This window comes from Chelatococcus sp. GCM10030263, assembly GCF_042666455.1.
Classification (GTDB): Bacteria; Pseudomonadota; Alphaproteobacteria; order Rhizobiales; family Beijerinckiaceae; genus Chelatococcus.
Genome location: NZ_JBHTDB010000005.1, coordinates 565507 through 578650, shown reverse-complemented (window position 1 = coordinate 578650; position 13144 = coordinate 565507). Strand labels below are relative to the sequence as shown.

Sequence of the window (13144 nt, the reverse complement as noted above, 5' to 3'; positions counted from 1 at the left end):
CGCCACCATGACGGATCATTCCCCTGTGCCCCCCTCCTCCGCAGCCCCTGCCGCCGGCGATCTCGCCGGCTTCGTCGCCGCACGCCGGCGCCGGCCGGAGTGGCATTTGCCGGCCGCGCATCCGCAGACGATGGCCGAAGGCTACGACCTGCAGCACGCCATCCACGGCGCGCTCGCCGCCGCCGGCATATGCCGCGTCGGCTACAAGATCGGCTCGACCTCAACCGCCGGCCAGCGCGCGCTCGGCCTCTCCGAGCCGATCTATGCCGGCATCTATGACGCGACGCAGGCCGCGAGCCTGCACGAAGCGCTGGCAGGGCCGCTCACCGCGCCCTCGCTCGAATGCGAGATCGCCTTCGTGATGGGGGCCGATCTCCACGGCGGCAGCGATCTCTCCGACGATATCCTGCAGGGAGCTGTGCAATCGACCCATCTCGCCTGCGAGGTCATCGACAACCGCTATGGCGCGCCGCTCGAGGTCGGCATTCCAACGATCCTCACCGACGATTTCTTCCACGCCGCCTTCGTCCTGGGCCCGCCGCAGGCCAATTGGCGGGACCTTCTGACGAGCGATCGCCGGGGTGCCACCGAAATCGACGGCGCCGTCGTCCATGGCAGCACGGCCGATGTGCTGCGGCCGTTCGAGGCGCTGCGCTGGCTCGTGCAGAAGCTCGCCGGTCACGGCCATGGCCTTGCAGCCGGCGAGATCGTGCTGACCGGCTCCCTCGTCAAGCCGACGCCGATCAGGCTGCCCGCCCAATCCGTCTCAATCCGGGTCGAGGGGTTTGGCGCCCTGACGCTCGCGGACTGAACCAAAGGAACGAGACCCACACAATGAGAATTGCCGAGCTCCGCACCCATGTTCTGGAAGCGCCGCTGGAGCAGCCCTTCAGCTGGTCGGTTGACCGCACGACGGTGCGCGCCTCCTGCATCGTCGAGATCGTGACCGATACGGGGCTCGTCGGATGGGGCGAGTGCTTCGGCCCGGCACGCGTCAATGCCGCCATGGTCAATGCCTTCCGCAGGCATCTCATCGATGCCGACGCGCTCGCGACAGAGGTCATCTGGCAGAACCTCTACAACCGCTTTCGCGACCAGGGGCAGAAGGGCATCGCGGTCACGGCACTGAGCGGCGTCGACATCGCGCTCTGGGACATCAAGGGCAAGGCCTTCGGCGTGCCCGTGCACCGCCTGATGGGCGGGCCGATGCGCAGTCGTGTGCAGGCTTATGCAACCGGCACCTACCGGCTCGACGAGGGCGATCCGCTCGATTACATCGTCCGGGAAATACGCGAGCGCCTGGCCGAAGGCTTCGAGGCCGTGAAGCTGAAGATCGGCGTCGATTTCGAAGAAGACATCGCGCTCATCAAGGCCGTGCGCAGGGAGATCGGGCCGGAGCGGCAGCTCATGCTGGACGCCAACCATGCCTATGACGCGCTCGATGCCATCGCGCTCGCCCGGCGTGTCGCCGACCAGAATATCGACTGGTTCGAAGAGCCGGTCGTTCCGGAAGATCTCGCCAGCTATCGCGAAGTCAAAGCCAGCCAGCCGATTCCGGTGGCAGGCGGCGAATGCGATTATACGCGCTGGGGCTTCATCAATATCTTCACGAGCCGCGCGATGGACATCGTGCAGCCGGACACCTGCGCGGCAGGCGGCCTCTCCGAATGCAAGAAGATCGCCGATATGGCGACGGCTTTCGGCATCCGTTACATCCCGCATGTCTGGGGCACCGGCATCGGCATGGCGGCTGCCCTGCAACTGCTCGGCGCCATTCCGCACACGCCGGCGCGGCTTCGCCCGCGCGAGCCGCTGCTCGAATTCGACCGTTCCGAACATCCCTTCCGCAAGGCGGTCCTGGTGGAGCCCATCGAGCAGCACGGCGGTTTCGTCGATATCCCCACCGGCCCCGGCCTCGGCATCGAGGTCGACCGCGATGCCATCAAGCGCTTCACGGTGGAGGCGTGATGGACCGGTTCGCTAGCGGGCGCCGGTCTTCTTCGCAGGCCGGCGGCTCCGCCCGGCGTGGACCTTCTCCATGGTCCGGGCGGCACCGTCGAGAAAGATGTCGATCTTGCGGGCGATGAGCCCATCCCAGTCGGTATCCTCCGACAAGCCGTGCACCCAACGGCGGAAGGCGACATGGTAGATGGCGGCGTGCAGCGACTGCACCAGTTCCATCTCGTCATCGTCAATGGCGCGGCGGGTCTTCCTGCCGAGGAATTCCAGCCTCAGCGCCATGACGATCCGGGTGAAGAACTGCTCCGACAGGATGGCGTAATAGCGGGCATTGAGCGAATTATTCGTCAAGCCGCTGAACAGGAAGAGCCGCACATGCTCATAGGTGAGCACAGATGCAGCAAATGTCTGATAGAACTTCGTGAGCCGCTCGCGCAGTGCAAGACTCTCGTCCTCGAGGATTTCCGTGAGCTCGGGCCCCCAGTTCTGCGGGAAGAGCCGCTCGTAGATTTTGACGAGGAGCGCTTCCTTGGTCGGGAAATATTTGTAAAGCAACGGCTGCGTCATGCCGATGCGACGCGCGAGCTCGATCGTGCCGGCGCTCAGTCCGAATTCGGCGAAATAGCGGGTCGCCTGAATGAGGATGAGCTCCTCCCGTTCGGCCGCCAGCATGCGCCGGCGCGGGCGCGCAGGTTCATGGACCCTCGAGGTCGCCTTGGGGGCATTTGGTTTGGCGGCGCGGGGCGGAACCCGCCGACGCGCCTTCATCGTCTCGGCCACTCTGCATAACTCGCGCGTGATGAAGCGCCTCTCGTTAGCATCCGATGGCGCAAAACAGAAGGGCGAGGCACTGACACCTCGCCCACGCGCTGTCTCGGGGTCGCAGGGAGCCTTAGTCGAACCGATAAAGCGCGGCCGGATTGTCGACCAGGATCTTCCTGCGGACCTCCGGCTCGGGAGCCCAATCGGCAAGCAGGTCCAGCAGTTCGCCATCGTCCGGCATATAGCCCTTGATCGCGGTGTGCGGCCAATCCGTGCCCCAGACGCAGCGGTCCGGCGCCTCGGCAATAAAGCGCCGGGCGAGCGCGGCCACATCCCCATAGGGATGGCCGGCCGAATTGCGATAGCCACAGAGCTTCACCCAATGGCGGCCGGTTCCGAGCAGGCGCAGGATGCCGCGCAACGTCGGGTCGTTCTGATCGACATCGGCTTTGAGGCCGCCCATATGGTCGAAGACGACCGGTACCGGCAAGGTCTCGATGATGGGCAGAAGCTCCGGCCAGACCTCGGGCGGAACGTACATTTCGATATGCCAGCCGACCTCCGCCACCTTGCGGGCAACCCCCGGCAGATTGTCGAGCGACGGGCCGCCGCCCGCCGTCGTGATGAAGCGTGCCGCGCGAATGCCGCTGTCATCGAGGCGCCGGAGCTCGGCAAGGTCGATCCCCTCGCCCACCATGGCAACGCCCCTGGCGCGCGCGATGCCGAGTTCCGCCACGGCATCGGCCGTCCGGCTGTTGTCCGAGCCATAGACGCTCGGCTGCACGACGACCATGCGCTCGATGCCGAGCGCCCCCAGCATCGTCAGATAGGCATCGGGCAAAGCATCCGGCGGCGTGAAACTGCGCGTCGATACATAAGGGTAGCGGTCGACCGGCCCGAGGATATGCGAGTGGCAATCGCAGGCCCGGGCCGGAACAGAAAACCGCGGCGGCCTCGTGCTGTCGCGCGGACCTTGGCATGGCTCCATCGGGCATCCTCCTTTATGGCTTCGGACCTTGAGTATCGTTATTTAGTGATCTATGAATAACAGCTCTGTCAAGGCGACAATGGGAGGCGGTGCACTCCCTCATCCGGCATGGTGGAACAGATGATCGTCGACATGCGCATTTATACTGTGAAGCCCGGACGCGTCGGGGACTTCGTCGCCTTCTACAAAGAATATGGCTGGCCACTGCAGCAGAAATACCTCGGCCGATGCCTCGGGTGGTACACGGGGCTTGAAGGCGAGCTGAACCAGGTGGTGCATCTCTGGGCTTATGATAGCCAGGCCGACCGCGAAAGCCGCCGAGCCGTCATGAACCGCGATCCCGCCTGGCAGGATTATCTTCGCCGCCTGGGCGAAGGTGGCTTGCTGCTCAACACCCAGAACCGCTTCCTGGCGCCCACCGATTTCTCGCCGATGCCCTAGGGGCAGTCCCACGCTCTTTGTTATTGACATATCTATAACTAAGCTTGAATACTCGCGACGAGCCGCCCAGCGAACGAGGCCGGCCGATCGCGGCGCAATCATTCGCCGACCCTGGGGAGGTTACGATGACGATCAATCCTTCACGCCGCAGCTGTCTCGTCGCCCTGATGGCCGGTGCCGTCGCGGCGCCCTATGTGCGACGCGCCGAGGCGGCGGCACCCATTCAGCTCAAGCTCGCGACGGCCGACACGACCCAGGACATGTCCTACCAGGTCGGGCAGCGCTTCGGCGCCGAGATCGCCGAGAAGACCGGCGGCAAATATGGCGTGCAGCTGTATGTCGGCGGGGCGCTCGGCAGCACAGTCAATATCGGCAACAGCCTGCAGACGGGCATCGTCGATTGCGCGATCCTGACCTCCGGTTATCTCGAGAGCCTCGTGCCGACCGTGCAGGTCATCGACCTGCCGTTCATCTTCAAAGACAAGCCGAGCGCCGAGAAAATCCTCGACGGCCCCGTCGGACAGCGCCTTCTCGCCGACATGGAGGCAAAGAGCATCATCGGCCTCTCCTGGGGCTGGTACGGCTGGCGCCAGCTCGAGACGCGCGATCGGGCCGTGAAGACGCCCGCCGACATGGAAGGCCTGAAGATCCGGATCCAGCCGGGTGCTGTCTTCGCGGCGATGTTCAAGGCGCTGGGCGCCGTGCCCATCGCCCTCGACGGAAGCGAGGTCTATCTCGGCCTGTCGCAACAGACGGTCGATGCCGTCGATTTTCCGCTGCCGACCGCAGTCACCTTCAAGGTCTATGAAGTCACGAAAAACCTGGCGCTGACAAACCATGTCTACAATGCCGGCGCGCTCATGGTCAGCAAGGCCTTGTGGTCGCGCCTGACGCCGGCCGAGCGTGACATCTTCAAGGCTGCCGCGGTGAATGTGCAGCCGTTCTGGCGCAGCTCCGTCGCCGAGGCCTCGACGAAAGCGATGGACGTCTGCAAGGAACGGGGCATGCAGGTGAGCGAGACGGATTTCACCGCCTTCCGCGCCAAGATGGAGCCGGTCTACGATCAGTTCCGACCCAAATACAAGGATCTCTTCGAGAAGATCGCCTCCGCGCAATAGCATCGTCATCTTCATCTTCGCAACATCATCGGATCGCATGGACAACGCAAACTCGGGCCAGGCGGGGCTCCTCTTGGCCGCCATGGAACCCTCGCCGGAACTGGAGGAGGAGTTTCAGCAGTGGTACGATACGGAGCATTTCCCGGAGCGGCAGGGCACCAAGGGCTTTTTGACCGCCGCGCGCTTCGTCTGCTTGGACGGATGGCCGCGCTATCTCGCCATCTATGATCTCGAAGATCTCGGCGTCCTGAGCGGGCCCGAATACGCGAAGATCGCCGGCGAGAACTATTCGCGCTGGACGGCGCGTGTTGTCCCGCGCGTCTGGGGCCATTACCGCGCCGGCGCGCGGCAGATCTACCCGGGCAAGGCCCTCCTCGGTCAGAACGGCTCCTCGTCGCGGCTCGCCGTTTGGCGTTTCCGGCAGGTGCCGCCCTCCGCAGGCGAGCGGATCCTGGCCGGCTTGCGCGAGATCTACGAAGGCAGGCCCGAAGTAGCGCAATTGCGCCTGTTCGAGGCCGAGCAGTCTGACGGCACCGACCTCCTCGGCATCGCCGAGCTCCATGCCCCCTGGACGCCGCCCGAGGGCGCTGTTGCCACTCTCGGCGAGGGCCGGCGCTACCTCGACATGGTCAATGTCTACACACGCTACGAGAGATGGTTGGCGGGCCCTCAGTTGCGACGGACTTAGCCGCTCGGAAGCGGCGACCGCCCGGCGCATGAATAACGCGATGCGCGCCCAGAGGCGCAATAACGACCTGGAGCCCGAGCCATGCACAAGGCTGACGCCCCCCACGGCCATGCGCTCCGTTTCGTCGATCGAGGCGTCGATGTTGTGGTGGGCATCGCCCTCATCGGTGAACTCGTCGTCGTCATCGCCAATGTGCTCGGCCGCAGCCTCTTCCACGCGCCGCTGCTGTGGACCGACGAGGTCGCGACGCTCGCCCTGTCGGTGATCGCCTTCATCGGCGGCGCCGTCGCCTATCGCCGCGATGCGCATATCTCGGTGCATGCCATCATCGGCAGCCTGCCGGAGGCAGTCCGGGCGGTCATTCTGGCGGCCGCCGATTGGCTGGTGCTCATCCTGGCGATCGTCAGCGTCTTCTATTCGGTCGATCTCGTGCAAACCCGGTGGGACGAGTTGTCGCCGATCCTGGAATTGCGGGGCGCCTGGTTCGCCCTGCCCTTGCCCGCGGGCATGGTGCTTCTTGCCTTCTACGCCATTGTCCGGCTTTTCGAGCGGGCGCGCCGGGATGTCCTCATCGCGCTGATCGCCGTCGCGATCCTGATCGCGCCGCTCCTCGTCTTTGAGGCACTCGCCTCCGCACCGCTTCCCAATGCGATCGCCATCACGCTCGCCCTGCTCGTGGTTCTCGTGACGGTGCTGCTCGGCTTGCCGGTCGGCTTCGGGCTGGTGCTCGGCACCATCCTCTATCTCCACACCGGCACCTTCGTGTCCCTTGTCGCGGTGCCGCAGAACATGGCGGACGGCGTCGGCCGCTTCGTGCTGCTGGCGCTCCCCTTCTTCATCTTCGCCGGCTTCATCATGGAAGGCGGTGGCATCTCGCGGCGGCTCGTGATGCTCATCGCGGCGCTCGTCGGGCGCCTGCGCGGCGGCCTCATGCAGGTGATGGTCGTCAGCATGTATATCGTCTCGGGGATTTCCGGCTCGAAGGCGGCGGATGTCGCGGCCGTTGGGCTCGTGATGCGCGACATGATGGACGAGGAGGGGTACGACCGCTCGGAATCGGCGGCGGTGCTCGCGGCCTCGGCCGCCATGGGCGAATGCATCCCGCCGAGCCTCGCCATGCTGGTGCTCGGCTCGGTGACGTCGCTGTCGATCGGTTCGCTCTTTGCGGCGGGCCTCATCCCCGCCGCCGTCATCGCAATCTGCCTGATGGCGCTGATCTATGTCCGGGCCCGGAAATATAAGACGAAGCCCCATGCCGGCTGGAACTGGGTGGAGATCTCCCGGCTCGGCGTCAGAGCCATCATCCCTTTCTCGATGCCGGCGCTGCTCTTCCTCGGCATCTTCAGTGGCTTCGCCACGCCCACCGAAATCTCGGCCTTTGCCGTTGCCTATGGCCTCGGGATCGCCGTTCTGCTCTATCGGCAGGTCAATCTGCGCCAGTTCGGGCGCATGGTGGTCGAGGCCTCCACCGTCTCGGCCATGGTGCTCTTCACACTCGCGGCGGCGCAAACCTTCTCCTGGGTCTTGTCGGCGGCACAGCTGCCGCAGATGCTGGCATCGACGGTGTCGACCTGGCGCGACAGCGCCGAGCTCTTCATGCTCGCCTCGATCGCCGCGCTCGTCATCCTCGGCTCGCTGCTCGAGGGCTTGCCGGCACTGCTCATCCTGGCGCCGCTCCTCCTGCCGATCGCGCCGGAGCTCGGCGTCGATCCGCTGCACTACGGCATCGTGCTCCTCGTCGCCATGGGCATCGGTGCCTTCCTGCCGCCGCTCGGCGTCGGCTTCTACATCGCCTGCGCGGTCACGCGTGCCCCGGGTGACCGGGCCTCGGTCATCATGGTGCCCTATGTGCTGGTGCTTCTCGTGGGGCTGCTGCTCGTCACCTTCATTCCCTGGTTCACGCTGGCGGTGCCGCATCTCCTCGGCTTTACGCACTGAACCGGGCGACACGCCTCAAGCGGGATCGTTCCGAACGCGCACAAAATCCGCCGCGCGTGATCGCGGCGGAACCCAAGACGTGCCCTGGAACTCAGAAGCGATAGAGGCGGGCCGGATTGTCGACAAGAATGGCCTGAAGGGTCGCCTCGTCTCCGGCCCAGTCCTTGAGGAAGGACAGCAGCGCCTCCTCCTCCACCGGCCGGTAGCCGGCAGGCGGGGCGGCATCACCGAGACCGCTCGCATGGTGGACGAGATGCGGCCAGTCGCTCCCCCAGACGAGCTGGCGGGAATTGGCGGCGATGAGCGCCCGCGCGAAGGGCGAGGCGCCGCCGAAATCCCGGTTCTCCCAGGTGACGATATCGGCGCCGGAGAGCTTCACCCAGCAGCGGCCTTCCGCCAAAAGGTCCAGCAGCAGCTGGAAACGCGGATCATCGACGCTGCCCGTCGCCTTGGCCCCACCCATATGGTCGAAGACAACCGGCACGCGCGCTTGGCGTACGGCCGGGGCGAGCAACGCGACGAGATCGAGATCGGCATAGATCTGGATATGCCAGCCCAGCCGCTCGATCTTCTGCGCCGCTGCGTTCAACGCCTCGGCCGCCGCGGCCGTATCGTCGATGCGTGGCGACATCAGGTTGAGGCGCACGCCCCTGACGCCCAGGCGATCCATGGCCGCGAGGTCCTCATCCGCGATGCCGGGATCGACGACGACCACGGCCCGCGTGTCTGCGCCGCGAGCCTGCAAGGCGTCCAGCGTGCAGCGGTTGTCGGTGCCATAGGCGCTCGGCTGCACGATCACGACGCGCTCGATGCCGAGGCGATCGGCCATCGGCCGGTACGCGGCAAAGCCTTTTTCCGACGGCTGATAAGTGCGGTTCGGCGCGCCGGGATAGTGCTCCGGCGGCCCGAAGACATGCATGTGGCAATCGCAAAGTCCGCGCATTGGCAGGTCAGTCCTCCCCTGTCGCGCCGGGATGTCCGACGCCGTCTTGAACCGCTCCATGGCCCACGCGGGGATCGAGCGGCACGTGCATTATGGGGCCATCGAAGCCTCATTGACGACCTCAGTCAACCGTTGTTTATAGATCAATAATAAAGGTATCTTTTCAGCATGCGCGAAGATGCTCGCCCCTGCGTCGTCGTCAGCGATCCGAGCATTCGCCCGGAGGCGATCGCACGACTGCGCCAAGACTGCGACGTCACGATCCTGGAGGCTTACGCGCCGGAAGAGCGCTACATCGCCGCCTGCGGCGAGGCGTCCGCCATCCTCGCCCGGCTCGGGACCGTCACACGGCGGGTGATCGAGGCGGCGCCGCACCTCAGGATCATCGCCCGCCACGGCGTCGGCGTCGATGCCGTCGACCTGGCTGCTGCGACTGAGCATGGCGTCCTCGTCACCACTACCGGCGCTGCCAATGCTGCAGCAGTTGCCGAATATACGTTTGCGCTGCTGCTGACGCTCCTGCGCAAGACGCGCGAGGCCGACGAGACCATGCGCGCCGGGCTCTGGCATCGCGATCCGCTGGTCGGTGGCGAACTCGACGGGCGGACGCTCGGGATTCTCGGTCTCGGGGCCATCGGCAGCCGCGTGGCGCGGCAGGGCCTCGGCTTCGGCATGCGGGTCATCGCCTGCGATCGCGGGCTCACGCAATCGCCGATCGAAGGAGTTCGGCTTGCCTCGCGCCAGGAGCTCCTCGAAACAGCCGACATCGTCAGCTTGCACACCCGGCTCACGCCGGAGACCGCGCAAATAATCAATGCGGCGGCGCTCGCCGCAATGAAGCCCGGCGCGCTGATCGTCAATACGGCACGCGGCGAGCTCGTTGACGAGCCCGCACTGATCGCCGCGCTGCAATCGGGACGCCTCGGCGGCGCGGCCCTCGACTGTTTCGCCGAGGAGCCGCTTCCGCCGCTATCCCCCCTTCGCCAGCTGGCCAATGTGGTGCTGTCGCCGCATGTCGCCGGTCAGACCGAGGAGGCGGTGATACGCGTCGGTCTTGCCGCCGCCGACGCCGTGCTCGACGATCTCGCCGGCCGCCGGCCAGCCCATGTCTACAACGCCGAAGTCTACGCGGTCCGCCAGAGCCGGGGCCTCCATCTCACGCCGCTCCTCGCCCCGCGGTGAAGCCGGGAGTTGCGGCGCGACGGATCACCCAGCTCAGCTGCCACGCGCCGTGCGCGGTAGCCAAAGCGCCAGGTCGGGGAAGATGAACAGCAGGACCACCACAGCCACCATGGCGGCCAGGAACGGCACGATCCCGCCATAGAGGGCGGCGATGACCTTGCGTCTGTCGACCCCCGGCCCTTCGGCGATCGACTGCAGGATGAACAGGTTCATACCGACCGGCGGTGTGATCAGTGCCATCTCGACCAGGATGACGACGATGATGCCGAACCAGACCAAGTCGATGCCCATGGTCTTGAGCATCGGCAGCAGGATCGGCAGCGTGATCACCACCATCGACAGGCTCTCCATGAACATGCCGAGGACGATGTAGATCAGGCAGATGGCCGCCACGAGCTCGAGCTTGGACAGGTTGAGGCTGGCCACCCAGCTGCTGAGCGCCGTCGGGATCCCGAGAAAGCTGACCACGAATTGCAGAAAGAAGGCGCAGATCAGGATGAGCATGATCATGGCGGTGGTATTGGCGGTCGCCAGGAAGGTGTCGCGCAGCATCGCCATGCTGAGACGCCGGTTCAGCGCCGTGATGGCGATGGCGCCGACGACGCCGAAGGCGGCCGCTTCCGTCGCGGTCGCCACGCCCGCGTAAATCGTGCCCAACACCAGCAGGATCAGCGCACCGATCGGAAGGAGCTTGCCGAGCCCCACCAGGCGCTCGCGCCAGGTGGCGGATATGGCGGCCGGCGCCGCGGCCGCGTCGGAGCGCACCAGCAGCAGGATCACCGCCATGAAGGCGAAGGCAAGCACCAGCCCCGGCACGATACCCGCCATATAAAGCCGCCCGATCGATTCCTCCGCCAAGACGCCATAGACGATCATGACGATGCTCGGCGGAATGAGGATGCCGAGCGTGCCGCCGGCGGCGATCGACCCCAACATCAGCTTCTCGCCGTAGCCGCGGGCGCGCAGGAAGGGAATGGCGACGCCGCCCACGGTGGCCGCGGTCGCGGCGCTGGAACCGGAGACGCAGGCGAACATGGCCGAGGCTGCGATATTGGTATGCAGCAAGCCGCCGGGCAGCCGGTTCGTCCATTTGCTCAGGGTCTCATACATCCCCTCGGTGACGCCGCTGCGCAGCAGGATCTCGCCCATGAGGATGAAGAGCGGCAGCGCGACGAGCGTCGCATTGGTCATCACGTTCCAGGGCACGTTGGACAGGATGTCCATGAAGGGCCGCTCGCTGAAGAGCCAGCCGACCACGAGCGCGGTCCAGCCGAGCGTCATGGACACATACATGCCGGTCGCGAAGGCGGCGAGCAGCACCGCAACGAGGACGAGAGCAACGGTCAGCATCGGCTCACTCCTCCAGGCGGGCCCGGCGCCGCCCCAAAGCGTGCACCAGCGTCGTGAGCAAGGCTTGCAGCGTGAGCACGCTGAGGCCGAAGGCCATCAGCCCCTGCGGGATTTCGAGCGGCGCCTGCAGCATGGTGATGGAGCGCGTGCCGAGCTCGTGGCTGTCGATCGCCAGGATCCAGGCGTAATAGGCGAGGATGGCGGAGAAGACAGTGGTCGCGGCGAGCGAAAGCGTCGCGAGCACGGCCCGGAGGCGCGCCGGCAGGAAATGCACGATGACGTCGACGCTCACATGCGCGCCGGCCCGCAGGGCCTCGGCCATCGCCCAGGTGCCGCCCACCGCCAGCACATAGACCGAGATGTCATCGGTCACGCCGGTGTAGTAGGTGCCCATGTAGCGGCCGATCACGTCGGCCGTCATGTAGAAGGAGAGCAGCAAAAAGGATGCGCCGCTGAGCCAGGCCATGGCGTAGGTCAGGCGACCGAGCAGCGCCTCGATCATCGTGAGAACGCCCGCAGGAGCGGAGGCGGCAGCTTCCATCGTGAACCTCGATCCGCTGGGCGGCACATCCGGTCCGAAGCAGCCGCTGCGGCCTTGAACGTCGGACCGATGCGCCGCGGCTGCGCATGGACGGCGGCTGGCGCCGCCGGATCACTCCGCCGTGAAACCGCTGATCGGCGCGAGATTTTTGTTGAACAGCGCCAGCGCATCCGGACCCGAACGCTTGGCCCAGCCGGGCACGACGACCTCGCGCGCGATCTTGGCGAGCGTCGGCTGCCATTCCGCCTTGGCCGGGATGGTCGCCTTGATGCCGTTCTTGACCGCGAGCTCGATGCCGGCCGTCGTGTCGCGGGCACCGAGGTCCCATCCGCGCTGGGTCACCTCCGGAGCGAGCTTCTCCATGACCGCGCGCATGTCCGCCGGCAGGGCGTCCCAGGCGCGGCGGCTCACCACCACATAGCCGCCGCCGACAGCGAGCCTGAGGTCGGTGACATAGCCGACGATCTCCCAGAGCTTCACGCCGGTTGCCCATTCCGGACCGGTGACGGCCCCGTCGACTGCGCCGCGTTCGAGCGCCGTATAGAGGTCCGCCAGCGGAATGGAGACCGGCTCGGCGCCGAGCGCACTGAGATAATCCGCCTGCGCCTTGGAGAAGATGCGGATTTTCTTGCCTTTGAGATCGTCGAGGCTGTTGATCGGGTTCTTCGTCCAAAGATATTGCGAAGAGAAGGCGAAGGAGCCGATGACCTTTCCGCCGATCTGCTTTTCGCGGCCATCAACGACGGCCGAGCCCCAGGCGTCATAACCTTTCCGGGCCTGCGCGTAGTCGGCGTAGATGCCGGGCAGCTGCGCCCCTTCGAACAGCGGCACCTCGCCCGAGACATAGCCGGTGACTACATCGGCGATGTCGACGAGATTGGAATTGAGCACGCGGATGAGCTCGGGACCGGTCATGCCGAGCTCCGGAAAGCTCACCACGTCGAGCTGCAGGCGGTCGTTGGTCTGGCGGGCGAGCTCATCCTTGAGCCACATCCACTTCTCCGTCCACTGCAGGCTGGTGCGCTGCAGAGCGACCCCCTTCCATTTGACGACCTTGCCCGCCTCGCTGGATTGGGCGGCGGCCGGCGCCACGGCACCGAGGAGTGCCGCACCGACGAGCAGAGCCGCCGAGGCAAGCCCTCTGACAAAATGTCTTCTATCTTGTGCTTTTTCTGTATTTTGCGTCATGGCGTTTCCCCTCGTGGTTTACTTGATGTTGCGCCGTAGGCCGGCG

Annotated in this window: 13 protein-coding genes; 7 read left to right on the top strand and 6 right to left on the bottom strand. The window is 65.8% G+C overall.

The genetic code is table 11. The features are described 5' to 3' along the window. Positions 1 to 7 precede the first annotated feature (7 nt). Entirely contained in the window at positions 8 to 811 is an 804-nt protein-coding gene (locus tag ACFQU1_RS12995) for a 2-keto-4-pentenoate hydratase (protein ID WP_378133130.1), read from the top strand. Positions 812 to 834: 23 nt separating this feature from the next. Next, positions 835 to 1968 carry a mandelate racemase/muconate lactonizing enzyme family protein gene (locus ACFQU1_RS12990; RefSeq protein WP_378133128.1) on the top strand — a complete coding sequence of 378 codons (1134 nt, stop codon included), beginning with the start codon at positions 835 to 837 and terminating at the stop codon, positions 1966 to 1968. A 12-nt stretch (positions 1969 to 1980) separates the two neighbouring features. Here ACFQU1_RS12990 and ACFQU1_RS12985 read toward each other — a convergent pair whose 3' ends face one another. Next, a complete protein-coding gene (locus ACFQU1_RS12985) occupies positions 1981 to 2631 on the bottom strand; it encodes a TetR/AcrR family transcriptional regulator (RefSeq protein WP_378133126.1) in 651 nt (216 codons plus the stop codon). A 220-nt stretch (positions 2632 to 2851) separates the two neighbouring features. Continuing rightward, a complete protein-coding gene (locus ACFQU1_RS12980; RefSeq protein ID WP_378133124.1) occupies positions 2852 to 3709 on the bottom strand; it encodes an amidohydrolase family protein in 858 nt (285 codons plus the stop codon). 120 nt (positions 3710 to 3829) lie between these two features. Here ACFQU1_RS12980 and ACFQU1_RS12975 point away from each other — a divergent pair, with 120 nt between their 5' ends. From ACFQU1_RS12975 to ACFQU1_RS12960, 4 genes are all read left to right on the top strand, one after another. Next, complete coding sequence (locus tag ACFQU1_RS12975; RefSeq protein ID WP_378133121.1) at positions 3830 to 4150, top strand: NIPSNAP family protein; 321 nt, start codon at positions 3830 to 3832, stop codon at positions 4148 to 4150. Positions 4151 to 4275: 125 nt separating this feature from the next. Beyond that, positions 4276 to 5268 carry a TRAP transporter substrate-binding protein gene (locus tag ACFQU1_RS12970; RefSeq protein WP_378133119.1) on the top strand — a complete coding sequence of 331 codons (993 nt, stop codon included), beginning with the start codon at positions 4276 to 4278 and terminating at the stop codon, positions 5266 to 5268. Positions 5269 to 5305: 37 nt separating this feature from the next. Then, entirely contained in the window at positions 5306 to 5956 is a 651-nt protein-coding gene (locus ACFQU1_RS12965; protein ID WP_378133117.1) for a hypothetical protein, read from the top strand. A gap of 81 nt (positions 5957 to 6037) precedes the next feature. Continuing rightward, positions 6038 to 7894 carry a TRAP transporter large permease subunit gene (locus ACFQU1_RS12960; RefSeq protein ID WP_378133115.1) on the top strand — a complete coding sequence of 619 codons (1857 nt, stop codon included), beginning with the start codon at positions 6038 to 6040 and terminating at the stop codon, positions 7892 to 7894. Positions 7895 to 7985: 91 nt separating this feature from the next. On the opposite strand, the gene ACFQU1_RS12955 is transcribed toward ACFQU1_RS12960, so the two are convergent. After that, positions 7986 to 8837: an amidohydrolase family protein gene (locus ACFQU1_RS12955; RefSeq protein WP_378133113.1), complete on the bottom strand. Its 852-nt coding sequence runs from the start codon at positions 8835 to 8837 to the stop codon at positions 7986 to 7988. A 168-nt stretch (positions 8838 to 9005) separates the two neighbouring features. On the opposite strand from ACFQU1_RS12955, the gene ACFQU1_RS12950 reads away from it, so the two are divergent. Next, positions 9006 to 10019, top strand: a complete 1014-nt coding sequence (locus tag ACFQU1_RS12950) for a hydroxyacid dehydrogenase (RefSeq protein WP_378133111.1) — start codon at positions 9006 to 9008, stop codon at positions 10017 to 10019. Positions 10020 to 10052: 33 nt separating this feature from the next. On the opposite strand, the gene ACFQU1_RS12945 is transcribed toward ACFQU1_RS12950, so the two are convergent. From ACFQU1_RS12945 to dctP, 3 genes are all read right to left on the bottom strand, one after another. After that, positions 10053 to 11369, bottom strand: coding sequence for a TRAP transporter large permease (locus ACFQU1_RS12945; RefSeq protein WP_378133109.1), 1317 nt, complete (start codon positions 11367 to 11369; stop codon positions 10053 to 10055). A 4-nt stretch (positions 11370 to 11373) separates the two neighbouring features. Next, the gene (locus ACFQU1_RS12940) at positions 11374 to 11910 is read right to left on the bottom strand and encodes a TRAP transporter small permease (protein ID WP_378133107.1); all 537 of its coding nucleotides are present in this window, start codon (positions 11908 to 11910) and stop codon (positions 11374 to 11376) included. Between the two features lie 111 nt (positions 11911 to 12021). Further along, positions 12022 to 13098 (bottom strand): TRAP transporter substrate-binding protein DctP, encoded by a 1077-nt coding sequence (gene dctP, locus ACFQU1_RS12935; RefSeq protein WP_378133105.1) that lies wholly within the window; start codon positions 13096 to 13098, stop codon positions 12022 to 12024. Between the last annotated feature and the right edge of the window lie 46 nt (positions 13099 to 13144).

Bases quoted from the DNA above. Each gene is read 5' to 3' on its own strand.
- ACFQU1_RS12995 (WP_378133130.1), top strand. From the start codon at position 8: ATGACGGATCATTCCCCTGTGCCCCCCTCCTCCGCAGCCCCTGCCGCC.
- ACFQU1_RS12990 (WP_378133128.1), top strand. From the start codon at position 835: ATGAGAATTGCCGAGCTCCGCACCCATGTTCTGGAAGCGCCGCTGGAG.
- ACFQU1_RS12985 (WP_378133126.1), bottom strand. From the start codon at position 2,631: ATGCTGGCGGCCGAACGGGAGGAGCTCATCCTCATTCAGGCGACCCGC.
- ACFQU1_RS12980 (WP_378133124.1), bottom strand. From the start codon at position 3,709: ATGGAGCCATGCCAAGGTCCGCGCGACAGCACGAGGCCGCCGCGGTTT.
- ACFQU1_RS12975 (WP_378133121.1), top strand. From the start codon at position 3,830: ATGATCGTCGACATGCGCATTTATACTGTGAAGCCCGGACGCGTCGGG.
- ACFQU1_RS12970 (WP_378133119.1), top strand. From the start codon at position 4,276: ATGACGATCAATCCTTCACGCCGCAGCTGTCTCGTCGCCCTGATGGCC.
- ACFQU1_RS12965 (WP_378133117.1), top strand. From the start codon at position 5,306: ATGGACAACGCAAACTCGGGCCAGGCGGGGCTCCTCTTGGCCGCCATG.
- ACFQU1_RS12960 (WP_378133115.1), top strand. From the start codon at position 6,038: ATGCACAAGGCTGACGCCCCCCACGGCCATGCGCTCCGTTTCGTCGAT.
- ACFQU1_RS12955 (WP_378133113.1), bottom strand. From the start codon at position 8,837: ATGCGCGGACTTTGCGATTGCCACATGCATGTCTTCGGGCCGCCGGAG.
- ACFQU1_RS12950 (WP_378133111.1), top strand. From the start codon at position 9,006: ATGCGCGAAGATGCTCGCCCCTGCGTCGTCGTCAGCGATCCGAGCATT.
- ACFQU1_RS12945 (WP_378133109.1), bottom strand. From the start codon at position 11,369: ATGCTGACCGTTGCTCTCGTCCTCGTTGCGGTGCTGCTCGCCGCCTTC.
- ACFQU1_RS12940 (WP_378133107.1), bottom strand. From the start codon at position 11,910: ATGGAAGCTGCCGCCTCCGCTCCTGCGGGCGTTCTCACGATGATCGAG.
- dctP (WP_378133105.1), bottom strand. From the start codon at position 13,098: ATGACGCAAAATACAGAAAAAGCACAAGATAGAAGACATTTTGTCAGA.